General features: G+C 70.7%; 22 protein-coding genes. 8 read left to right on the top strand and 14 right to left on the bottom strand.

What is annotated here, in order from left to right:
- Entirely contained in the window at positions 1–966 is a 966-nt protein-coding gene (locus E6G06_11770) for a hypothetical protein (protein ID TML90740.1), read from the bottom strand.
- Positions 967–1,038: 72 nt separating this feature from the next.
- Here E6G06_11770 and E6G06_11765 point away from each other — a divergent pair, with 72 nt between their 5' ends.
- A complete protein-coding gene (locus E6G06_11765) occupies positions 1,039–2,073 on the top strand; it encodes a flippase-like domain-containing protein (GenBank protein ID TML90739.1) in 1,035 nt (344 codons plus the stop codon).
- A 9-nt stretch (positions 2,074–2,082) separates the two neighbouring features.
- Here the strand turns inward: E6G06_11765 and E6G06_11760 are convergent, their stop codons facing one another.
- From E6G06_11760 to thrB, 4 genes are all read right to left on the bottom strand, one after another.
- Positions 2,083–4,122, bottom strand: coding sequence for a hypothetical protein (locus tag E6G06_11760; GenBank protein TML90738.1), 2,040 nt, complete (start codon positions 4,120–4,122; stop codon positions 2,083–2,085).
- Between the two features lie 48 nt (positions 4,123–4,170).
- A complete protein-coding gene (gene queF, locus E6G06_11755) occupies positions 4,171–4,521 on the bottom strand; it encodes an NADPH-dependent 7-cyano-7-deazaguanine reductase QueF (protein TML90737.1) in 351 nt (116 codons plus the stop codon).
- A 102-nt stretch (positions 4,522–4,623) separates the two neighbouring features.
- Positions 4,624–4,812, bottom strand: coding sequence for a hypothetical protein (locus E6G06_11750; GenBank protein TML90736.1), 189 nt, complete (start codon positions 4,810–4,812; stop codon positions 4,624–4,626).
- A 27-nt stretch (positions 4,813–4,839) separates the two neighbouring features.
- Entirely contained in the window at positions 4,840–5,847 is a 1,008-nt protein-coding gene (gene thrB / locus E6G06_11745; GenBank protein ID TML90735.1) for a homoserine kinase, read from the bottom strand.
- Here thrB and E6G06_11740 point away from each other — a divergent pair.
- Both E6G06_11740 and E6G06_11735 read left to right on the top strand, forming a co-directional pair.
- On the top strand, positions 5,557–7,044 hold the full coding sequence (locus tag E6G06_11740; GenBank protein TML90734.1) for an MATE family efflux transporter: 1,488 nt from the start codon (positions 5,557–5,559) through the stop codon (positions 7,042–7,044). The genes thrB and E6G06_11740 overlap by 291 nt on opposite strands.
- An 84-nt stretch (positions 7,045–7,128) precedes the next feature.
- Positions 7,129–7,452, top strand: a complete 324-nt coding sequence (locus E6G06_11735; GenBank protein TML90733.1) for a hypothetical protein — start codon at positions 7,129–7,131, stop codon at positions 7,450–7,452.
- A 78-nt stretch (positions 7,453–7,530) separates the two neighbouring features.
- Here the strand turns inward: E6G06_11735 and E6G06_11730 are convergent, their stop codons facing one another.
- Positions 7,531–10,038 carry a DNA translocase FtsK gene (locus tag E6G06_11730; protein TML90732.1) on the bottom strand — a complete coding sequence of 836 codons (2,508 nt, stop codon included), beginning with the start codon at positions 10,036–10,038 and terminating at the stop codon, positions 7,531–7,533.
- On the opposite strand from E6G06_11730, the gene E6G06_11725 reads away from it, so the two are divergent.
- Positions 9,956–10,669, top strand: coding sequence for a PIG-L family deacetylase (locus E6G06_11725; protein ID TML90731.1), 714 nt, complete (start codon positions 9,956–9,958; stop codon positions 10,667–10,669). The genes E6G06_11730 and E6G06_11725 overlap by 83 nt on opposite strands.
- Positions 10,670–10,730: 61 nt before the next feature.
- Here the strand turns inward: E6G06_11725 and E6G06_11720 are convergent, their stop codons facing one another.
- From E6G06_11720 to E6G06_11690, 7 genes are all read right to left on the bottom strand, one after another.
- Positions 10,731–12,437 (bottom strand): ribonuclease J, encoded by a 1,707-nt coding sequence (locus tag E6G06_11720; protein ID TML90730.1) that lies wholly within the window; start codon positions 12,435–12,437, stop codon positions 10,731–10,733.
- Complete coding sequence (gene dapA, locus E6G06_11715; GenBank protein ID TML90729.1) at positions 12,388–13,269, bottom strand: 4-hydroxy-tetrahydrodipicolinate synthase; 882 nt, start codon at positions 13,267–13,269, stop codon at positions 12,388–12,390. Before dapA ends, E6G06_11720 begins: the two co-directional genes overlap by 50 nt.
- Positions 13,269–13,856 (bottom strand): MarR family transcriptional regulator, encoded by a 588-nt coding sequence (locus tag E6G06_11710; GenBank protein TML90728.1) that lies wholly within the window; start codon positions 13,854–13,856, stop codon positions 13,269–13,271. Before E6G06_11710 ends, dapA begins: the two co-directional genes overlap by 1 nt.
- Positions 13,857–13,907: 51 nt before the next feature.
- A complete protein-coding gene (locus E6G06_11705) occupies positions 13,908–15,014 on the bottom strand; it encodes a ferritin-like domain-containing protein (GenBank protein TML90727.1) in 1,107 nt (368 codons plus the stop codon).
- Positions 15,015–15,028: 14 nt separating this feature from the next.
- Positions 15,029–16,144, bottom strand: coding sequence for a ferritin-like domain-containing protein (locus E6G06_11700; GenBank protein TML90726.1), 1,116 nt, complete (start codon positions 16,142–16,144; stop codon positions 15,029–15,031).
- A 6-nt stretch (positions 16,145–16,150) separates the two neighbouring features.
- The gene (locus tag E6G06_11695; GenBank protein ID TML90725.1) at positions 16,151–16,753 is read right to left on the bottom strand and encodes a TetR/AcrR family transcriptional regulator; all 603 of its coding nucleotides are present in this window, start codon (positions 16,751–16,753) and stop codon (positions 16,151–16,153) included.
- Positions 16,754–17,343: 590 nt separating this feature from the next.
- Positions 17,344–18,129, bottom strand: coding sequence for a TetR/AcrR family transcriptional regulator (locus E6G06_11690; protein TML90724.1), 786 nt, complete (start codon positions 18,127–18,129; stop codon positions 17,344–17,346).
- Between E6G06_11690 and E6G06_11685 the strand changes: the two genes are divergently transcribed.
- Both E6G06_11685 and E6G06_11680 read left to right on the top strand, forming a co-directional pair.
- A complete protein-coding gene (locus E6G06_11685; protein TML90723.1) occupies positions 17,923–18,987 on the top strand; it encodes a methyltransferase domain-containing protein in 1,065 nt (354 codons plus the stop codon). The genes E6G06_11690 and E6G06_11685 overlap by 207 nt on opposite strands.
- A 58-nt stretch (positions 18,988–19,045) precedes the next feature.
- Positions 19,046–19,303: a hypothetical protein gene (locus tag E6G06_11680; GenBank protein ID TML90722.1), complete on the top strand. Its 258-nt coding sequence runs from the start codon at positions 19,046–19,048 to the stop codon at positions 19,301–19,303.
- Between the two features lie 3 nt (positions 19,304–19,306).
- Here the strand turns inward: E6G06_11680 and E6G06_11675 are convergent, their stop codons facing one another.
- Positions 19,307–20,947, bottom strand: coding sequence for a long-chain fatty acid--CoA ligase (locus E6G06_11675; GenBank protein TML90721.1), 1,641 nt, complete (start codon positions 20,945–20,947; stop codon positions 19,307–19,309).
- A gap of 76 nt (positions 20,948–21,023) precedes the next feature.
- Between E6G06_11675 and E6G06_11670 the strand changes: the two genes are divergently transcribed.
- Positions 21,024–21,725, top strand: a complete 702-nt coding sequence (locus E6G06_11670) for a hypothetical protein (protein ID TML90720.1) — start codon at positions 21,024–21,026, stop codon at positions 21,723–21,725.
- Between the two features lie 6 nt (positions 21,726–21,731).
- Positions 21,732–22,180, top strand: a 449-nt coding sequence (locus tag E6G06_11665) for an MFS transporter (protein TML90751.1), incomplete at its 3' end; no start/stop codon positions are given.

Below are 22,180 nucleotides of genomic sequence, written 5' to 3'. Positions count from 1 at the left end.
CTACTCGATGGTGACGAGCGGACGACCCCGCTCGTCGAGCTGGTGCAGGTACTCGGCGATGCCGTAGCCGGTACGGCCGTCATAGGTCCAGCGGGCGAGGCCCTCGTTGACGATCGTGCTGCGCTCGCCCACCTTGTGGGGCACGCCTGCCACCCGGAGCAGATCGCCGCGCAGCTCGTGCACGCGGCCGGTCTTGTCGGTGGCGCGCACGTGGGTGACCTTGTGGGTGACGCCGTCGGGCTCGAGCTCGGTGCGCACGTCCCACTCGCGGATGCTCGCCGCGTCGCCGTCGCGCCACACCCACCCGCGATGGAGGTCGCCGACCTCGGTGCCGATGCGGATGCCGCCGAAGTGCACGTCGTCGCCGACGTTGATGGAGAACCAGCGCCACATTGTCGGGCCGCCCCAGCGCCTGGGCCCCCACGACTTGTCGCGGTTGCCACGCGCGTCGGGCCCCAGCGGATGCCGCTGGTGGTCGATCTCGATCCACCCCGTCCAGCGCCCGGCCTGCTCGAGATGGCCCTTGCCCACGGTGCCGCGCGTTGCCGCGCTCGCCCCCTGACCCTCGCGGCCCTGCCCGTCGGCGCCGATCGCGGGCATGAGCGCGGAGAACGTCACGTCGAGCGCGATCGGGACGATGGCGTCGGCGAGCAGGGCGTCGGCCGCGGCCGTCAACCGCCACTCCTTCATCGGCGCCAGTCGCTCGTACGCCACGCCGCCTACCGCCAGGCCGGTGTCGATCATCTCCCGTTGCTCACGGACCGCGTGCACGGTCGCCAGGCCGTCTCCGGGCACCCACACCGACAGGCCCACATCGATCGTGCCCTCGTTCGGCCGCACTCCGATCCGCGTGAAGAGACCGGTGTCGGCGTCGGGGTCGTAGCAATTGAAGTAGTAGGACTCGCTCCAGGCCCCGTCGGACTCGACCGGGTGGGCGAAGTCGTGGGCCTCGTCGAGGATGGGCATGGCGCCACCCTAGGTGGATTCGGTCCGGGCGCGTAGGGCCGACGAGTACGCTGCCGAACCGGCGACCGCTTCTTGTCGCGCTCAACCACCGTGACGGCGGTTCGGCGCGACAAGGAGCGCAGAAGTCCGGTCCGGGCTCCGAGGAGGCAGCCGCTGAGGAAGAAGCGCGTCGCCTGGCTCTCGACCGCTGTCGGGACAGTCATCGCCGTCGCCGCAGGCGTCTTCGTGGCTCGGGCCATCAGCGACCAGTGGACCCTGGTGCGGTCCTCGATCGCGGACGCCCGTCCCGAGTGGCTCGTGGCGGCTTTGCTGTGCGCGGCCGCCGCCATGGTCACCGTCGCGCTCCCGTGGCGAACTGCGCTGAGGATCGTCGGCGCGATCGCCGACCGGGCCTCGACGGTGGCGTGGTACTTCATGGGGGAGATCGGCAAGTACGTGCCGGGTGGGATCTGGCCCGTCGTGGGACGGGGCGAGCTCGCGTACCGGGGCGGGGTGCCACGCGGAGCGGCGTACGCGAGCGTGGCGCTGTCGCTCGGGGCCCTCTACCTCGCCGGCACGCTCGCAGTCGCGGTCCTGCTCCCGGTGCACCTTGGCGGCGACCACCTCGCGGCCGCGGTCTGGGTCCTCCTGCTGCTCCCTGCCGGCGTCGCCGTCCTGCATCCCAGGCCGCTCGGGTGGCTCGTCGACAGGGCCGAGAAGCTCTTGAGGCGCGATCTGCACATCGACGTTCCGCCGTGGTCGGCATCGATGAGGCTGGTCGCCAGGTATCTCCCCAGCTGGTGGCTCATCGGCACCGCCACGTGGTGCGTCGCGCGTGCATTCGACCCCGACGCGAGTTGGTTGGCGGTCGCGCCTGCCGCCATCGTCTCCTGGATCATCGGCTTCGTGTCGGTGCCGGTTCCGGGCGGTATCGGCGTGCGCGAGGCGGCGTTCGTGGCGGTGGTCGGGACGATCCCGACCGGAGTGCGGGCGACCGTCGCGGTCGCCGCGAGGCTGTGCTTCATCATGGTCGACGCCGGCGGCGCGGCGCTCGGCGCAATGGCCTGGCGCCGGTGGACACGCGCGATGCGCGCGACCGAGGCGCGCCCGCCCGACCCGCGCTCCTGAATCTCCCGATCAGAGCTCGACCGGAAACGCGAACTTCAGCAGCTCGGCGCGGTCGACCAGGTAGAGGCGCAAGCCGACGGCCATGTCCGCCGCCCATAGCTCAGGCGCAGTGTCGAGCACGCGCTGGATGAGCGCGGGATCGAGACGCGGCTCCTCGATCGGATGGTCGCGAAGGAAACGCAGCACCGAAGGAGCCAGCGCTTGAGCCGGTTGTCGTGCGATCTCGTGGAGCGCTTGTGACATCACGAACTTCAGCCCGGGATCGGAGATCGCCGCGAGAGCGGCTTCGGCGGCGCGACCGAGCCGGACGTCGTGACCCGACCTCGCTTGCGCGATCAACGCCTCGTACGCCCGGACATCGATGCGCCTTCCTCCGAGGTCGACGTCGGCGAGCAGCTCGCCACGCGGTGCGGAACCCTTGGTGAACGTGTCCACGACGAGGACGAGGCCGCTGTCCACGGTCGATCGCCGAACCAACCGGTCCTTGTGGACCGCGCCACGCTGCGTCAGGGGGTGACGCACAGCGACACCACGCTGGGTGAGCTCGAAGGCCAGCGCCTCGCGGAGCCCCGCATAGGGCGCTCCTCCCCGGCTGAGGAGAACGGTCTGCGCGCCCAGCTCGCGCCGGTGGGCGAGCACCGCATCGCCGAGCTCATGGACGAAGCGGCTCGCGATGGTCGCGTGCGCGGAGCGAAGGGTGTTGCTGGTCCGGTCGAGGCTCGGATTGATCGCGGCGGGGACGATGATCGCCACCAGCGCGAGCGACGTCAGCGCGGGCACGAGCGTCGGTCGGGCGGCGAGCTGCGCGCGCCCCAGCGCGAGCAGCCCGAGACCGAGCACGAGACAGGTGAAGAAGGCGAGCGCGAACGACCAGTGGTAGAACGCGATGCGCCCCTGCTCGAAGAGCCCGACCGGCACCGAGGAGCCGTTGGCGAAACCCGCCAACGCCAGGATGACCACCATGAGCGCCAGCGTGGCCTGGCGTGGGCTCGGCTTTCGCCACCGGAGCCCCAGAGCAGCAACGATCGCGACCACCGCGATGGCGGAGAGCCATGTGAGGGCGGACGGCTCTGACAGCAGGGTCGAGCCGGTCAGATCGGTCCGGCCGAGCAGCGGCGGCAGGCCGAGCGAGTTCACGATCTGGTGCAGCGCGGAGGTCGCGCCGAGTGTGGCGTCGTCGGTATTGCGGGCGTAAGTGAGAAGGCGCCCCAGGTTGCCGTCGGTGCTGATCGCCTGCTGCAACAGCACCGGTGCCCACAGCACCAGCGCGACGAGGGCCGACCACCCACACCACCGGAGAACCTCGCCGCGGCGGCGGGCGAGCGCGGCGGCGAGACCGAGCACCGCGCCTGCCGTCACCACCACGACAGCGGGCGCAACCGAGAGGTGCTGCTGGGCGGTGAAGGACACCACCGCGGTGGCGAGCGGGAGCAGGCGCAGGTCGCCACAGAGCACGCACCAGCACAGGACCGACGCGCACAGCAGCGGGTAGCCGGCGATGTTCGAGCTGACCGGGTCGATGAGTGATGACGCGCCGGTGGTGAACATGACCGTACTGAGCAACACCGCGGCGACGATGCCCGCCGGCGGTCCGAGCTGACGGAACACGGCCCAGGCCGCAAGTAGCACGCAGGCCCCGACGATCAGCACCGTCACCAGCGGCATGCCGATGTCCCCGCCGAAGAGTCGGATGGAGACGGCCAGCAGGTAGAAATGCGTGGCGCCGGGGTGGTTCACGAGGTCCGCGCTCGCGATGTACCGCGCCGCGGTCGAAGGCTGGCCAATGAGCGGCGTGCGGGCAGTGCCGACATCGAGGGCCCGGATACCCATGAGCGCGGGATCGCCCGCAGGCGCCCAGTCGGGCACCGCCCAGGCAAAGGCGAGCACCGGCGCCAGCAAGAGCGCGAGCGCAAAGACGAACGCCAGCCATCGGCCGCGGCGGTCGAGATCGCGCAGCCGGTGGACGGCGCGCCGAGAATCGGTGCGTTGGTCGGATCGAGCCTGCGCGTGAAGAAGTGTGTCGGTCAGGCTCGAGAACCCTAATCGCATCACCTTGTCCGCTTGGGAGTCGACAGCTGCCGGCGAGCCCGCGGCGCGCTACGGGTAGGTCGCCTCGACCGTGGTGTGGATGCCGCCGCGCACGAGCCAGTCGGTGTGGACGGTCACTCGTCGGGGACCGATGGCCGCCACCAGGTCGTCGAGGATGCGGTTGGTCACGTCCTCGTGGAACGCGCCCTCGTCGCGGTAGCTCCACAGGTAGAGCTTCAGCGACTTCAGCTCGACGATGGAGGGCCCGGGCACGTAGGAGACGGTGACCGTGGCGAAGTCGGGTTGGCCCGTGAGCGGGCAGACGCAGGTGAACTCCGGCGTCTCGCACCGCACCTCGTAGTCCCGCCCCGGATGCGGATTGGGGATGGCGACGAGCTCACGGGCCGGACGGCTGGGCACCGACCGAACGTAGCTCCCACGGCCCCGGCGAGCCTTCCGGGCGCGAACGCGGCCCGAGGGCCGACGATGGGCGCGCGCCCGGAAGGTCGGGACCCGCCGCGGCTACTTCTTCTTGCCGAGCATCCGGTTCATCTTGGTGGAGCACACCGGGCAGGTGCCCTGGGCGGCCCGTCGGCCGTTGGCCAGCTCGACCTCTTGCCCCTCGAACTCCCTCTTTTCCCGGCATTTCACGCAATAGCCCTCATACGTGGCCATAAGGCTGTCCTCTCGATCGGTGGCGTAGGTGGCCATCTTGGTCTCCTCCGGTCGGTGTGCGTGTCAGTCTGACGGAGCCCGGGCGGGAAGCGAGGGATCCTCGACCCCGAGGCCCTCGAGATCGGCCTTCAGGAGGAGGGCGCGGCCGGGCACACCGGCCGATGCGAGCAGCTCGTCGCCGGCGCCCCGCACGCGTGGCGCGGCCTCGACCGTACAGATCCCCAGCAGGCTCGGGCCCGCACCGCTCCAGCACGACGCGAGCGCGCCTGCGTCGACGAGGCCGGCCAGCAGATGGCCCGACTGTGGGAAGAGCGAGGCCCGGGCCGACTGGTGCAGGCGGTCCTCGGTCGCCTCCTTCACCAGCAGCCGGCGGTCGCCGAGGCCCGCGATCAGGAGGCCGAGGCGCCCGAGGTTGAACGCGGCCTCGCCGAGGCGCACCTGCGCAGGCAGGGCCTGACGGGCGCGCGCGGTGGCGAGCGGGCGGGAAGGCACGAGCACCACGAACGCGAGGCCGCGGTCGAGCGGCAGGCGCACGGTGACCGGATGCCCGTCGACGTCGGCCGCGGCCACCAGCCCACCCAGCACCGACGCACCCGCATTCTCCGGATGCCCGTCGAGCCGGGCGGCGAGCGTCAGCGGGTCGTTCGCTCCGCACGCGGCCGCGGTCGCCACTGCGAGCGCGGCGGACGAGCCCAGCCCGCGTCCGACGGGGATCTCCGACCGCACCGTGATCGCGACCCGGTCGTGCCCCAGGACCTGTCTGGCCACGCGCGCCGCGAGATGGGTGCCGTCGGCAGGCAGGTCGCCGCCCTCGCCTTCGAGGCGCAGCGAGAGCTCGTCGGCCGGCTCCACCTCGACGTGGACGTACAGCGACAGCGCGATGGCCAGCGTGTCGAAGCCCGGTCCGAGGTTCGCCGTGGAGGCAGGAGCACGGGCGTGCACGACCCAACGGTACCGTCGCCTTCCGTGGAGCCTACGGATCGCACGATCCTGCGCCTCGCCGTGCCCGCGCTCGCGACCCTCGCGGTCGAGCCGCTCTACGTCCTCGTGGACACCGCCATCGTCGGCCACCTCGGCACCGCGCCCCTCGCCGGCGTGGCCCTGGCGGCCGGCGTGCTCAACGTGGCGTTCCTCGTCTGCAACTTCCTCGCCTACGGCACGACGGCACGCGTGGCCTTCCTCGTCGGTGCGGGCGACCCGCAGGCGGCCGACCAGGTTGCGGTGCAGGGGCTTTGGCTCAGCGCGTTGCTCGGGTTGATCGCGGCCGCGCTCGTGGGCGGCCTGGCGCGGCCGGCCGCGGTCGCGCTCGGCGGTTCGGGCGCAGTGCTGACGAATGCGATCACCTACCTCCGCATCAGCGCGATCGGGACGCCGTTCGTGCTCGTCGCGCTCGTCGGTCACGGCTATCTGCGCGGCGTGCAGGACACCCGGACGCCGCTCGCCATCGCCGTGGGCGCCAACCTGCTGAACGTCGGTGTCGAGCTCGTGCTCGTCTACGGTCTCGACCTCGGTGTCGCCGGGTCGGCATGGGGCACGGTGCTCGCCCAGGTGGTCGCGGCCGCGGTCTTCCTCGGCGTCCTGACCCGGCGGCTGCGCATGTCGGGCGCGTCGCTCGCCGTCGACCGCGGTGAGCTGCTCCGGCTCGCGCGTACGGGACGGCACCTGTTCGTGCGCACGGCCGCGTTGCTCACCACCCTCACCCTCGCCACCTCGGTGGCCGCCCGGGTCGACCCACCGACGCTCGCCGGCCATCAGATCGCCCTCCAGATCGAGACCTTCCTCGCGCTCACGGTCGACGCGCTCGCGATCGCAGGCCAGGCCCTCACCGGGGCGGCGCTCGGGGCAGGCGACGTCCGGGAGGCACGCCGGACCGGCCGCCGCCTCGTGCAGATGGGCCTGCGGGCCGGCGCCGCGCTCTGCATCGTCGTCGTGGCGACCGCGTGGCTCCTCCCGCACATCTTCAGTGGCGACCCGGCGGTCATCTCACGCGCCTCCGCCGCGCTCGTGATCGTCGGGCTCATGCAGTTGCCAGCTGCCGTCGTATTCGTGCTCGACGGCGTGCTCCTCGGCGCCTCCGACACGCGTTTCCAGCAGTTGTCGAACGTGGTCGCGCTCCTGGCGTTCCTGCCGTTCGCGGCCGCGCTCCTGGTGTGGCCTCGGCTCGGCATCATCGGGATCTGGACGGGCCTGTTCGCGTGGATGCTCGCACGCCTGTTGGCCAATAGCCGACGCTTCGCCGGCAGAAGATGGCAGAACGTCCCCGCCTGATTCAAAAAGAAATCTGTCACCAAGCGACCGCGAGTCAGGTCCGAATGGCCGGTGGAAAGGTCCACCAAATGGAGGTCAAGAATCATGTACCACTTCGCCGTAGCAGCCCTGCTGGCACTGGCCACGTTGAAGGTGGTCGACCTGCTCGAAGGGCTGATGCCTGCCGTTTCCCGTGGGCGGGCCCTGCTCACGTTCGCCCTGGCCATCGGGGCGGCCGTCGCCCTCGATTTCTCGGTTTTCGCCGGCTACGGCATTGCCGTGCGAGAGACGTGGATGGGCACGTGGGGAACCGGTCTCATCATCGGCTCACTCGCCACCGTCTGGCAGGCCCTCTTCGGGTTTCTCGGCGCCTGGGACCGAGCGACTCCGGTCGAGCATCGGGACACACGGGCCCGCGTCGCCGCCTGACCCAACCCTCGTCCCCCTCACCCAATGGCGCTCAATGACGAGCGCCATTGGCGCGTTCGGCCACCGGTTCCTCTTCGGCTATGCGCCGGCGCGGGCGTTCATCGCGTCGAGCTCGTCGGGCGTCATCAGCACGGCGCGGGGCTTCGAGCCCTCCGACGGGCCCACGACGCCGCGGCGCTCGAGCAGGTCCATCAGCCGCCCCGCCCGCGCGAACCCGACCCGCAGCTTGCGCTGCAGCATCGAGGTCGAGCCCAACTGTGAGCGCACGATGAGGTCCATTGCCGCTTCGAGCATCTCGTCGTCGTCGCCGTCGCCGCTCGCATCACCGAGCCCGCCGCCCACCGGATCGCCCTCCACGCCGTCCACGTACTGCGGCTGCGCCTGACGCCGCCAGTGCGCGACGACCTTGCGCACCTCGTCCTCGCCCACCCACGCGCCCTGAATGCGTCGCGGCACGTTCGAGGAGGCGACCGCGAGCAGCATGTCGCCCTGGCCGATGAGGCGTTCGGCCCCGGGCTGGTCGAGGATGACGCGGCTGTCGGCCAGCGACGACACGGCGAACGCGAGCCGGGAAGGCACGTTGGCTTTGATGACGCCGGTGATGACGTCGACCGACGGGCGCTGTGTGGCGATCACGAGGTGCAGGCCGACGGCGCGCGCCATCTGCGCGATCCGGCAGATGGCGTCCTCGACGTCGCGCGCCGCCACCATCATCAGATCGTTCAGCTCGTCGACCACGACGAGGATGAACGGCAGGCGCTCGTGCCCGCGGTCGGAGCCGGGCTCGGGCTGGAGCTCGCCGCGATCGTAGGCGGCGTTGTAGCCGGTGATGTCGCGCACGCCCACCTCGGCCAGGAGGTCATAGCGCCGCTCCATCTCGTGCACCGCCCACTGGAGGGCGTTGGCCGCCTTCTTGGGATTGACCACCACCTGGGTGAGCAGGTGGGGCAGGCCGTTGTACTGCCCGAGCTCGACGCGCTTCGGGTCGACGAGGATCAGCCGGACCTGGTCGGGCGTGCCCCGCGCCAGGATCGACGTCAACACGGTGTTGATGCACGACGATTTGCCTGCGCCGGTCGCGCCCGCGATCAGGATGTGCGGCATCTCCGCCAGGTTCACCATCACGGGCCGGCCCGCGATGTCGCGGCCGAGCCCGACCTCGAGTGGATGGGTGGCCCGGCGAGCCTCTTCGCTCAACAGGATGTCGCCCAGCGACACGAGCTGGCGCTGCTTGTTCGGCACCTCGACGCCGATGGCGGAGCGACCGGGGATGGGGGCGAGGATGCGGACGTCGGGCGAGGCCATCGCGTACGCGATGTCCTTGTGCAACGCGGTCACGCGCGCCACCTTCACGCCGGGGCCGAGCGCCAGCTCGTAGCGCGTGACGGTCGGCCCGACCGTCGTGCCGACGAGCCGCGTCTCGACGCCATGGGCGGCAAGCGCGTCTTCGAGCGTGCGCCCGCCCTGGTCGACGAGGCGCCGGTCGATCTCCTGGGTCTTCGCCTTCTTCAGCACCTGGAGCGGAGGGAGGCGCCACACGGTCGCCTCGGCCGCGGGGCCGAGCCCGATCGCGAGCTGTTCCTCCTCGACCGGCGCGGCGAGCGCGTCGAGGTCGAGGTGCACCTCGACCGCCTCGGCCCCCTCGGCGGAGTTGACCGGGTCCACCTCCTCGTCGTCGCCGGCGTCGGCCTCGGCGTCGTCCGGCTCCGGGGCCGAGGCTCGCGACCGCCTCGCAGTCCGGTTGGAGGGGTGGCGATCGGCCGCGGCCGCCACCTCGGGCCCCTCGCCGAGTCGCCCGAACCAGAGCAGCCCGCGTCGCACGGCCGCGGCGACCGCGCGGGCGGCCGCGACGACGGCGTCGCCGGCGGCCCGCACCGATGTCTTGGTGATCACGAGGAGGCCGAGTCCGAGGAGCGACGCGAGCACCAGGCCCGCACCCCATCCCGCCAGCAACGTGCGCAACGGCTCGGCGATGCCCACGCCGACGACGCCGCCGGCACCGCGCAGCTCCGACAGGGGGGCTCCCCACTCCGGCGACCCGTGCACGAGGTGCAGCAGGCCGGCGGTCGCGGCGCACACGAACCCGAAGCCGATAGCCACCCGCGCGGGCTCCTCGCCCCAGGGCCGCCCGCGCACCAGCACGCCGCCCACGCCGCACAGGGCCACCGGCACGAGCAGCCGGCCCACGCCGAAGGCATCGGCCGCCGACTCGCGCAGCACCCGCCCCGCGGGACCGGTCAGGTCGGCGTAGATGCCGAGCGCCGAGACGAGCCCGAGCGTGATGAGCACGAGACCCCACACGTCGTCGGACTGACGGCCGAGGTGGGTGGCCAGGCTCTGCCGCAACCGCGCGGCGGGACGGGTCCGCCGGGCCGGGCGACGCGAGCCCGTCCGGCGACGACGCTGCTTGGAGGCCACAGTGGCCACAACCGTAACAGCAGCCACACGAGTGGACGGGCTTGTGCGCGCCCTGCGGCTGACGGCATCGGCGGACGCGGCGAGAATGTCGGGCATGGACGATCTCGGAACCGTCCTCGGCGTGTGGTCGCACCCCGACGACGAGGCCTGGCTCTCGGCGGGGATCATGGCCGAGGCGGTGCGGACCGGCAGCCGGGTGGTGTGCGTGACGGCGACGCGGGGCGAGCTGGGCACGGTCGACCCGGTCCGCTGGCCGCTCGAGGGGCTCGCCGAGGTGCGCACCGCAGAGATGCAGCGCTGCCTCGAGCTCCTCGGCGTCACCGAGCACCTCTGGCTCGACTATCCCGACGGCGGCTGTGCCGACGTCGCACCCGAGGAGGCGATCGGGAAGCTGGTCTCGCTGATGGAGGAGATCCGGCCCGACACCGTCCTCTCGTTCGGCCCCGACGGCATGACCGGCCACCGCGATCACCAGACGACGTGCGCGTGGGCCACCGAGGCCTTCCGTCGCGTCGGCGCGCCTGGCGCGAGGCTCCTCTACGCGACCAAGACGCCCGAGTTCCTCGAGCTCTGGCTGCCCTACCTCCCGCCCGAGGTGATGATGGACCCCAACGCGCAGATCCCGAGCACGCCGGCCTCGGAGCTCGCGATCGACGTCGACCTTCCCGACGACCTGCTCGCGCTCAAGCAGACCGCGCTCCGCGCCCAGGCCAGCCAGATCACGCCCCTGTTGGAGGAGTTCGGCGAGGAGGTGTTCCGGGCGTTCTGCCGCTGGGAATTCTTCAGGCCCGCAGCCTGAGGCTCAGGCTCACGCCTCCATGCCGCTTCGGAGGCTCACGCCTCCATGCCGCTTCGGAGGCTCACGCCTCCATGACCACGGGGACGATCATCGGGCGGCGTCGGGTGCGGTCGCTCACGAACTGGCCCGCGGCGCGGCGCACGTGGCGCTTGAGGGTGTCGAGGTCGGTGCCCGCGCCGTCGGCGACCGCCTTCTCCACCTCTTCCTGCACCCGGTCACGGCCCTCCTCGATGAGCTCCTCGGCCTCTGGCCCGTGCACCCACCCGCGCGTGATCAGCTCGGGCCGGGTCAGCAGCTGGCCCGATTGCGCGTCGACGGTGACGACCACCACGACGACACCCTCCTCGGCGAGCACGCGCCGGTCGCGCAGCACACCGTGTCCGACATCGCCCACGATGCCGTCGACGTAGAGGTAGCCGGCGGGGACGCTCTCGCCGAACTCCACGCCGTTGTCATCGATCTCGATCACGTCGCCGTCTTCCGCGAGCAGCACGTTGCGCTCGCGCACGCCCATCTCGATGGCGAGGCGGGCGTGGTGCGAGAGGTGGCGGAACTCGCCGTGCACGGGCACGAAGAACTCGGGTCGGGCGATCGACAGCAGCGTCTTCAGCTCGCCCTGCATCGCGTGACCGGTGACGTGCACCGCGGCCAGGCCGGAGTGCACGACGTCGGCGCCCAGGCGACAGAGACCGTCGATCACCTTGTTGACGCTGTGCTCGTTGCCGGGAATGGCGTGCGAGCTGAGGATCACGACATCGCCCTCGCCGATCTTCAGCCACTTGTTCTCACCCGCGGCCATCAGTGCCAGCGCGGACATGGGCTCGCCCTGCGACCCCGTCGAGAGCACCAACACCTTCCCGGGGTCGAAGTCGCCGAGCTTCTCGATGTCGACCAGCCGGTCGTCTGGGATGTGCAACAGGCCCATCTGTCGTGCCAGCGAAACGTTCTTCGCCATCGAGCGACCGAGCGTGGCAATGGTGCGCCCGGTTCCCAGCGCGGCCTCCGCGATCTGCTGGATCCGGTGGATGTGGCTGGCGAAGCACGCGGCGATGATGCGCTTGCCCTCGTTGTCGCGAACGAGGTTGCGCAACACGTGGCCCACGCTGCGCTCGCTCGGTGTGTGGCCCGGCTCCTCCGCGTTGGTCGAGTCGGACAGCAGCAGGCGGATGCCGTGCTCGTCGGCGATGCGCCCGATGCGCGCGAGGTCGGTGATGCGGCCGTCGACCGGCGTGAGGTCGAGCTTGAAGTCGCCCGAGTGCAGGATCACGCCCTGCGGCGTGTGGAACGCCGTGGCGAATCCGTGTGGCACGGAGTGGGTCACCGCGATGAACTCGCAATCGAAGGGCCCGATGCGCCGCCGTTCGCCGTCGACCACCGTGACGAGCTCGGTGCGGTCGATCAGCCCGGCTTCCTCGATGCGGCTGCGGGCCAGGCCGAGCGTGAGGGCCGACCCGTAGATCGGGAACTTCAGGTCGCGCAGCAGGAACGAGAGGCCACCCACGTGGTCCTCGTGGCCGTGGGTGACGATGCACCCTTCGATGCGCGACGCGTTCTCGCGGAGCCACGTGAAGTCTGGGAGCACGAGGTCGATGCCGAGCATCTCGGCGTCGGGGAACATGAGTCCGCAGTCGAGCAACAGGATGCGGCCGTCCTGCTCGAAGGCGGCGCAGTTGCGACCGATCTCGCCGAGGCCGCCGAGGAAGGTGATGCGGACGGGGTCAGGCACGCAGCTTCGCCAGCACCTCGCGGGCGCGGTCCTCGGTGCCATCGGGAGCGGGCCCGATCGGCAACCGGCACTGGCCGACGGGCAGGCCGAGCACCCGCATCATCGCCTTGGACGGGATCGGGTTGGGGGTGAGATCGCCGGTCTCGAAGGCGTAGGACTCGAGCAACCGGGCATTGATGTGCCGGGCCCCCTCGACATCGCCCTTGCCGAAGGCGGCGATCATCTCGCCGACGAGCTCGCCGGCCCAGTGCGTGGCGACGCCGATCGTGCCGGTCGCACCGATCGAGAGCAGCGGCAACGTCTGGTCGTCGCTGCCGCTGTAGAGCTCGAAGCCCGACGGCGCGGCAGCCATGAGCGCCGCCGATGCGGCGACGTCGAGCGCCGCGTCCTTCACCCCGACGATGTTGGGCACCTCGCGCGCCAGGCGGATGAGCAAATCGTGGCTGACCTTGCGACCGGTCCGGATGGGGATGTCGTAGATCAGCACCGGCAACGACGACGCGCCCGCCACGGCGCGGAAATGCGCTTCCAGCCCGGCTTGCGACGGGCGGCTGTAGTACGGGGTGACGACGAGCGCGCCGGCCACGCCCGTGCCCGCGGCACGACGGGTGAGCTCGACGGAGTGGGCGGTGTCGTTGGTGCCGGTGCCTGCCACCACCGGTACCGAGACCGCCTCGGCCACTGCCCGCCACAGCTCCAGCCTCTCGTCGTCGCTGAGCACCGGGCCCTCGCCCGTGGTGCCCGCGACCACCAGGCCGTCGTTGCCGTGCTCGGTGAGCCAGCGGGCGAGCCTGACCGCGACGCCGACGTCGAGCGCGCCGTCGTCGGAGAACGGGGTGACCATCGCGGTCATCACCGCGCCGAAGTGCGCCATCAGGTCCTGACCTCCTGCTCGGCTGAACGGTCGATACCCAAGGTGAGGAGCAGATCCTCGTGCAGCTCGTGCCAGACGGTGTGGTACGAGTCCATCAACGGACGGGCGACCCACTCGCGCTCGCCGGCCTCGACGCGCTCGAGGGCCGCGGCCAGACGGGGGCCGTAGGACTGCATGCGCTCGAGCTCGACCGCCAGCTCCTCGGTGGCACCGAGCGCGTCGTGGTGCACGGCCCTCAGTCGCTCGACCCCTGGGGCGCCCTGCTGCAGGGCGGTGATGGTCGCCAGCAGCTCGACGTTGACACCGAGGATGCGCCGGTACGCGGACTCCACGACGGCGATGCAGCCCGCGCGGTCGATGTCGGTCCGCAACAGCCGGGCGTGCTCGGCCCGCCCTTCGGGCGTGAGCGACCAGCTGTCGCGTTTGTCCAGGAACCGAACCATCCCGTGGGCGAGCAGCTCCGTGAGCTCGGCCTCCACGACCGGTTGCGCGCGATCGCTCGCCCGCGCGATCTCCGCGGCGTCGGCCATCCCCTTGAGGCGCAGCGCGTGCAGCACGACCAGACGCGTGTCGGAGGCGTGGGCCACCGCCGCAGGCTACACGCCGTCCCCCGGCCCCCCTGTGGACATACCGGGGGGTTACGCCGACTTGATCTCGCCGCTGTCGAGCTGCATGCGCTCGTACTCCGCGCCGGTGTCCTCCCAGTCCTCGAACTGGAGCACGCCCAGCTCGCCGAACTTCTGACGGAGCCAGCCGTCGCCCGCGTCGAGCAGGCCCAGCTTCTTGAGGTTGGGCACGATCTTGGAGAAGAGCATCTTGCGGAACTCGATCTGCATCGGGGCGTGCAGCATCGTCTCGCAGCACTCCTTCACCGGCAGGCCGGCCCACTCCCAGACCTCCTGGCCGAGGAAGCGGTCGCGCATCTGCACCGCCGCCTCGTAGCAGAACTCCTGGCGCTCGCGGATCTCCGGCGGGCTCAGATCGGTGTAGGCCTCCTTGAGCGACAGCACACCGAAGGCGACGTGACGCGCCTCGTCGGACATCACGTAGCGGGTGAGCTGCTTGAGCAGCGGATCGGGGCTGGTCTGGTACTGGAAGCCGAACGCGGCCAGGGCCAGGCCCTCGATCATGATCTGCATGCCGAGGTAGGTCATATCCCAACGGGGGTCGTTCACCACCGCGTCGAGCAACGCGCGCAGGTGCACGTTGACCGGGAACTCGTGCGCCATCTTCTCCTTGAGGTACCGGGCGTAGACCTCGACGTGGCGGGCCTCGTCCATCACCTGGGTGGCCGCGTAGTACTTGGCGTCGATCCACGGAACCGACTCGACGATCTTGGCGGTGCAGATCAGCGCGCCCTGCTCGCCGTGCATGAACTGGCTCAGCACCCACGCCTGCTGCGCGGCGCCGAGGTCGTACCACTCGTCCTCGGTCAGCTTCTCGAAGGGCGTGCCGCCGCGCTCGAGCGCCATGGTGGTGTTGAGCGGGTTGTTCGGGTCGCGCGCGATCTTCCAGGGGTCGACATCGATGTCCCAGTCGATGTCGGTGGACGCGTTCCACATCGACGTCTTGGCCTTCTCGTAGAGCTTGACGAGCTGGTCACGGCTGCGCTCGTAGTCCCATGTGAAGCAGGCTGCGGCGTTGTCCTGCACGGTGTGGATCAGCTCGCGCTTCTCCGCGTCGGTGACGGTCTGCGCGAGCTCCTCGATGGTGCCCGACTGGATGTCTACCTCGTCGATGGCCATGGCCCTACCCCCTTCTAAGCGGAACGCTTGTCACCTTCGGCGAGCGCGAAGGCCTCGTACTCGTCACCTGTATCGGCCCAGTCCTCGAACTGGATCACGCCCAGCTCGCCGAACTTCCGGCGCAGCCAGCCGTCACCCGCGTCGAGCAGGCCGAGCTTCTTGCAATTCGGCACGATCTTGGAGAAGAGCATCTGCTGGAACATCTGCCGCTCGGGCGCCTGCTGGACCAGCGAGACGACCTCCTTGACCGGCAGGCCCATGCGGTCCCACACCTCCTGCTGGAGGAAGCGGTCGCGCATGCGGACGGCGGCCTCGAACGCGAACTCCTGGCGCTCGTGCAGCTCCGAGCTCGACAGGCCCTCGTAGTACTCCTGCAGGCTGAGCACCCCGAAGGCCACGTGGCGCGCCTCGTCGGCCATCACGTAGCGCAGCAGCTGCTTGAGCAGCGGCTCGGTGGTGAGCGCGTGGATGAAGCCGAAGGCGGCGAGCGCGAGACCCTCGACCATGATCTGCATACCGAGGTACGTCATGTCCCAACGGCTGTCGGTCACGATGTCGTCGAGCAGCAGGCGGAGGTGGGCGTTGATCGGATAGTGACCCGAGAGCTTGGTGTCGAGGTACTTGGCGAACACCTCGACATGACGGGCCTCGTCCATCACCTGGGTGGCGGCGTAGTACTTGGCGTCGATCCACGGCACCGACTCGACGATCTTCGCGGTGCAGACCAGCGCGCCCTGCTCGCCGTGGAGAAACTGGCTCAGCGTCCAGTTCTGCGACTGCACGCCGACCTCGATCCATTCCTTGTCGGTCCACTTCTCGAACGGCGTGCCGGTGACGTCGAAGCCCGCCCCGGGGCCGCCGAACTGGGCGGAGTTCGCGAGCACCACGGCCTGCTGGTCGACGGGCGTCTCCCACGGCAGGTCGGTCTCGCCGTTCCACATCGACGTCTTGGCCTTCTCGTAGAGGCGCCCGAGCTTGTGCCGGCTGCGCTCGTAGTCCCACGTGAAGATGGCGTCGGCGTTGTCCTTGACCGCGCGGATGGCCTCGTCGACATCGGTGTTGGTGATGGCGAGGATGGCCTCGAGGTCGTTGACGTCGGTGCGGCCAATGAGGTCCTCGGTCGTTGCCATGGTGATCTAACCCTTCATAGTTGACGCAGTAGAGACGAGCCCGGGCAGGACGTAGCCCCGCACCAGGCGACGGACGGACTGCTCGTCGCACACGTCGAACGCCTGCGACGGGCACAGCGCGAACGAGAGCGTGAGCCGGGCCGCCCACTCGGCGACGCGCGGGGCCTCGTCGTCTCCGACGTGGGCCGCGAGGTACGGGGCGAAGAAGTTGCGGACCACCGCGTACACGGCATCCATGCGCGTGAACGCGACGAGCGGGAGCACGACCTCGGGCTCGTTGTCGAGGAGGCACTGGAGCACCTCGTGGCCGGCGAGGTAGCGGGCCGCGGTGACCATGCCCGTGACGAGGAGATCCTCCAGCCCCTCACAGCCCTCGAGGGCCGCGGCCTCGGTCGCGAGGAAGCGGAGGACCTCGGACCGGACGGTCGCCGCGAGGAGGCTCTCCTTGCCGCCGGGGAACACCCGGTAGACGGTGGCCCGGCTGCACCCGGCCCTCCGGGCCACGTCGTCGAGGGTGGTCTTCGCCACGCCCCACCGGCCCATGCACGCGAGCGTGGCGTCGATGAGCCTTGCTTCCTGGGGGGGGAGGGGAAGCTCGACCGACGCCACTCCCTGAGACACTAAGGCGAAAGCGTCTCATGATCAACGTGTCTCACGTCACAGTCACAGTCACATGGCGGCGGGCCCCGCCTGTGCCGATGGGGGCCCCTACCCCATCGGCGCGGTTCTGCCGGCGCGCTGAGGTCCCTCACCCCCGCCTCCGCTCCGCTTCGGCACCCGCCGCGTGCCGATGGGGGCCCCTACCCCATCGGCGCGGTTCTGCCGGCGCGCTGAGGTCCCTCACCCCCGCCTCCGCTCCGCTTCGGCACCCGCCGCGTGCCGATGGGGGCCCCTACCCCATCGGCGCGGTTCTGCCGGCGCGCTGAGGTCCCTCACCCGCGAGGGGAGATGCTGCGGGTGGCCCGTAGGGAGGGGCCCGGACGGGAGGGGTCCCCGCGTCAGCGGGGAGGGACCCATTCGGGAGGGACCCTGAGGGACATGACCCGCAGCACCGGGGGCGATGCTGCGGGTGGCCCGTAGGGAGGGGCCCGGATGGGAGGGGTCCCCGCGTCAGCGGGGAGGGACCCATTCGGGAGGGACCCTGAGGGACAGGACCCGCAGCACCGGGGGCGATCCCACGGCACTGCCGGGAACCCGGATCACAAAATGCCGGCGATGACCTCGGTGCGGACGAGGCGGCGGACCTGGTCGCGGTCGGTGAGGTCCCAACGACCCTGGGCGCTGATGAACGACAGGAGGATCCGGGCCACGTACTCCGAGGCCTCGTGCGGGTCGACCCCGGCGCGCAGGGTCTCGCGCTCGAGGTAGGGCTCGAGGAAGCGGGCGATGAAGTCGAGCACGCGGTGGGAGTCGACGGTCAGCTGCGGCAGCAGCCGGTCGGGCTCGGTCTGGAGGATCTTCTGCAGGACCTCGTGCTCCTCGACGGCTCGGTGGGCGAACACGAGGGCCTCCTCGAGCATCGACGCGAAGTCGGGCGCGCCCGCCACCGCCTCGGCCAGGCGGCCGAAGAAACGGGCCGTCTCCCACCCGATGACCTCGCGTACCAGCTCGTCGCGGCCCCCGGGGAAGTAGCGGTAGACGGTCGCGCGGGACAGCCGGCTCTCGCGGGCCACGTCCTCCACCGTGGTCTTGGCCAACCCGTAACGCGCCACGCAAGCGTAGGCGGCCTCGAGCAGGCGCTCTCGCAGGGTCAGGTCCACACGGGCGATGATCGCGCCGTGGAGCGCGCGACCGTCGACGTGTACGAGCACGAGGCTGAGACATACGCGGCCCGCCGCCCTCCGAAGCACCGTGCGCGCGCGGCCGAGTTCGCCGACCGCGTGCCTTCCGGTCGCCCGGTGGTCGACGTGGGTTGTGGTCCGGGCGGCTACCTCCCCGACCTGCTCGCACGCGGGGCGCCCGTTGTCGCGCTCGACGCTGCGCAAGCCATGCTCGACCTCGCGGGCGCGGTTGCGCCGGCTGCGTTGCGCTTGCGCGCCGACATCGTGGCGCTCCCGTTTCGACCGTTCAGCTTGGGAGCGGCGTGGGCGCGCAACACCTACCTGCACATCCGCAGAGCCGACCTGCCGCTCGCGCTCGCGCACCTGCATCGCTCGCTCGCCCTCGACGCACCCGTCGTCTTGAGCGTCGTGGAGGGCGACGACGAGGGCCTCGTCGCCGGAGACGTCATCGCGGGACGCTTCTTCGCCGACTGGCGGCGGGACCCGCTCGCGGATGTCGTCGTGGGCGCGGGGTTCGACCTGCACGGCATCGAGACGGTGGGCGACGAGCTGTGGGTGAGCGCGACCCGCGCGCGCACGCTGCCCGACTTCGTGGGACCGGGGATGCGCCTCCTCGTGTGCGGTCTCAACCCGAGCGTCGTCGCCGCGGACGCCGGCTTCGGCTTCGCGGGCGCCACCAATCGGTTCTGGCCCGCGGCGGTCGACGCCGGCCTCGTCACCCGCCCACGTGACCCGTTTCACGCGCTGACGGTCGACGGCGTAGGCGCGACCGACCTCGTGAAGCGGGCGACTCCACGCGCGAGCGAGCTGCGCGTCGAGGAATACCGCGCCGGCGCCGATCGGGTGCGTCGCCTCGTCGAGTGGCTGCGCCCCGCGGTCGTCCTCTTCGTCGGCTTGGCGGGATGGCGGGCGGTGATCGACCGTCGTGCCCAGCCCGGCTGGCAGCCGGAGCACTATGCGGGCGCCCCCGCCTACGTCATGCCTTCCACGAGCGGGCTCAACGCCCGCGTCGGGCGGGCCGACCTGGTCGCCCACCTCAATGCCGCGCTCCGCGCGTGCTGATGTCTTACTCTCGCTGACTCCGAGGCAACCGAACCCGGTCCTCAGCGAGGAGCAGTCCATGCGCATCGGAACCATCAAGGTCGACCACGTCCGCGGCTTCGCCGACAAGCTCGTCGGGCTCAACATGGAGTGGGTGGGCACGGTGATCAACAACGACCGCCTGCAGGAAGCAGGCGAGGCCCAGCAGGCCCGCGGCACCCGGAGCCTCAAGGCCCTGCGCCGCGAGGCGAGGCCGAAGGCGAAGGCCGTGAAGAGCACGAAGGCCCGCACGACCTCGTCACGACCGCGCACCACATCGCGCGCGAAAGCGCGGTGACGCCTACGACGTCGGCAGGCGGTAGTCCGCGAAGCGGTCGCGGAGCGTCTTCTTGGAGAACTTCCCGACGGAGGTCTTCGGCACCTCGTCGATGAAGACGACGTCGTCTGGGAGCCACCACTTGGCGACGCGCGGAGCGAGGAACTCCAGCACCTCGTCCTTCGTCAGGTTCTCGTCCGGCTTCACGACCACGCACGCGAGCGGACGCTCGACCCACCGCTCGTGGGGTACGCCGATCACCGCGGCCTCCGCCACCTTGGGGTGGGCCATGATCTCGTTCTCCAGCTCGACCGAGCTGATCCACTCGCCGCCCGACTTCACCAAATCCTTGGTGCGGTCGACGAGGCGGATGTAGCCCTCGGGGCTGATCACCGCCACGTCGCCCGTGCGCAGCCAGCCGTCCTTGGTGAACGACTCGTCGGCACGCGGGTCGTTGTAGTACGTGGCCGCGATCCACGGGCCGCGCACCTGTAGCTCACCCGAGGTGACACCGTCCCAGGCGAGCTCGTCGCCGCCGTCGGGCGCGGAGATGCGCACGTCGACACCCGGAACGGCGAGACCCTGGGTGGCACGGAGATCGGCGAGCTCGTCGTCGGGTTGGTCGACGAACGTGCTCTTCACCCGGCACACCGACGCGACCGGGCTCGTCTCGGTCATCCCCCACGCCTGCAGGATCGGCATGCCCGTTGCGGCGCGGAAGCCTTCGGACAACGACTTCGGGACCGCGGAGCCGCCACAGGGAATGGCACGCAGGCTCGAGACGTCGCGTCCCTCCAGAAGAGGCAACACGCCCATCCAGATCGTCGGCACGCCCGCCGCGACCGTCACCCGCTCGGACTCGATGAGGTCGACGATCGCCAGCGGTGAGAGATCGGGCCCGGGGAACACCAGGTTTGCGCCCGCAAAGACGGCCGCGTGCGCGAGGCCCCATGCGTTGGCGTGGAACATCGGCACGACCGGCAGCACGACGTCGGCTTCCGACACGGCGATGGTGTCGGCCAGCATCGTCGCCATGGAGTGCAGCACCGTAGAGCGATGCGAGTAGACGACGCCCTTGGGGTTGCCGGTGGTGCCGCTCGTGTAGCACATGGCCGCGGCGCGCGACTCGTCGTCCACCTCGAACTCGACCGGTTCCGAGCCCGCGAGCAGGTCCTCGTAGCGCAGGACACGCGGGTCGTCGGGTACGTCGCCCTTGCCGTCGTCCATGACGACGTAGTGCTTGACGGTCTCGAAGCTGCCGACGAGCGGCCAGAGCAGGCCGAGCAACGACCGGTCGACGAAGACGACCTCGTCCTCTGCGTGGTTCGCGATGTAGGTGAGCTGCTCGGGGAAGAGCCGGATGTTGAGGGTGTGCAGCACGCGCCCCGAGCACGGCGCGGCGAAGTAGAGCTCGAGGTGGCGCGCCGTGTTCCACGCGAACGTGGCGACCCGACCGTCGGCGGAGATGCCGAGGGCGTCGAACGCGCCGGCCAGACGGCGGGTCCGCTGCGCCCATTCGCCGTACGTCACGCGCTCGCGGACCGGCCCACCGTCGCCACCTTGTATCGCCGTGGCGGTGACGACGCCCTTCTCGGGAAAGAGGCGCTCGGCGCGCCGGAAGATGTGGGGCAGCGTCAACGGATAGTCCTGCATGAGGCCTCGCATGGCCGCTCCTCTCAGCTCACTCCTCCAGATGGTAGGAGGGCGCCGCCGGCAGCTGCAGGCCGTAAGGTCTCGGCCCTTGGCCGACGAACCCGACCAGGAACGGGTGCCACCGCCCGACGAAGGCCACGAGCGGCGCAAGCCGCGCGTCGCGCTTCTGGTCGCACCGATCGTCGTGCTCGGCATCGGAGCGACGATCGCCACCGCGCTCACCCCCGCGCTGGCGGCCAAGCACCCGCTCCTGCTCATCGCGCTCGAGGCCCGCAACCGCAACCTGCTCCTGGCCCGCAAGGTCGAGATCGTGCCGTTCATCGTGGTGGCCACCATCCGCCGCACCCTCACCGACCCCCTCTACTTCCTGCTCGGTCACTTCTACGGCGACGCCGTCATCCGCTGGCTGGAGAAGAAAGGAGGCGGGGGCGCCGCGGTGCGCTGGGTGGAGAGCATCTTCGCCCGGGCGGCCTACCCGATGGTCTTCCTCTTCCCCGGCGCGCTGGTGTGTGCGCTCGCTGGGTCGACCGGCATGCGTCCCCTCGTCTTCGGCATCCTCAACGTTTCGGGCACGATCAGCGCGGTCCTGCTGCTCCGCAAGTTCGGCGACGTGTTCGGGGGGCCGGTCGACTCCGTGCTCGAGTTCTTCAACCGCAACATCCTCTGGACGACGGGGATCACCGCAATGAGCGTGATCATCTGGCTCGTGTTGCAACGCCGGCAGGGCGGCCTCGAGCTCGACGCCGCAGGTGAGCTCGAAGGGGAGATCCGCCGCGACGAGCAGGACTGAGCCGCCCTGAGGTCCGCGCTCGGAGCCCGCTTCTGGCGCATCTGGGTCGCAGCCGGTGTCTCCACCCTGGGCGACGGCATGCGCGACGTGGCGCTGCCGTTGCTCGCCGCCGCCATCACACGCGATCCCGCGCTCGTCGCCGCGGTCAGCCTGGCCGGGCGCCTGCCCTGGCTCGTCCTGAGCCTGGTGAGCGGGGCGTTGGTAGACCGCGTCGACCGCCGCTGGATGATGGGAACGGTCGATGTCGTGCGCGCGGTGGTGATGGTGACTCTCGCCGTCACGGTCGCCGCCGATGTTGCGAGCATCGCGGTCCTGTGCGTCGTCGCCTTCGCGCTGGGGACGGGCGAGACCCTCTTCGACAACGCGGCCCAGGCGATCATGCCGTCGATCGTGCGACGCGACCAGCTCGAGCTGGCCAACAGCCGTCTGTACGCGGCACAGGTCGTGTCCCTCGA

The organism is Actinomycetota bacterium (assembly GCA_005888325.1).
GTDB lineage: Bacteria > Actinomycetota > Acidimicrobiia > Acidimicrobiales > AC-14 > AC-14.
Note: the sequence above shows the minus strand (reverse complement) of the source record. Positions and strands in the feature narration are given on the sequence as shown.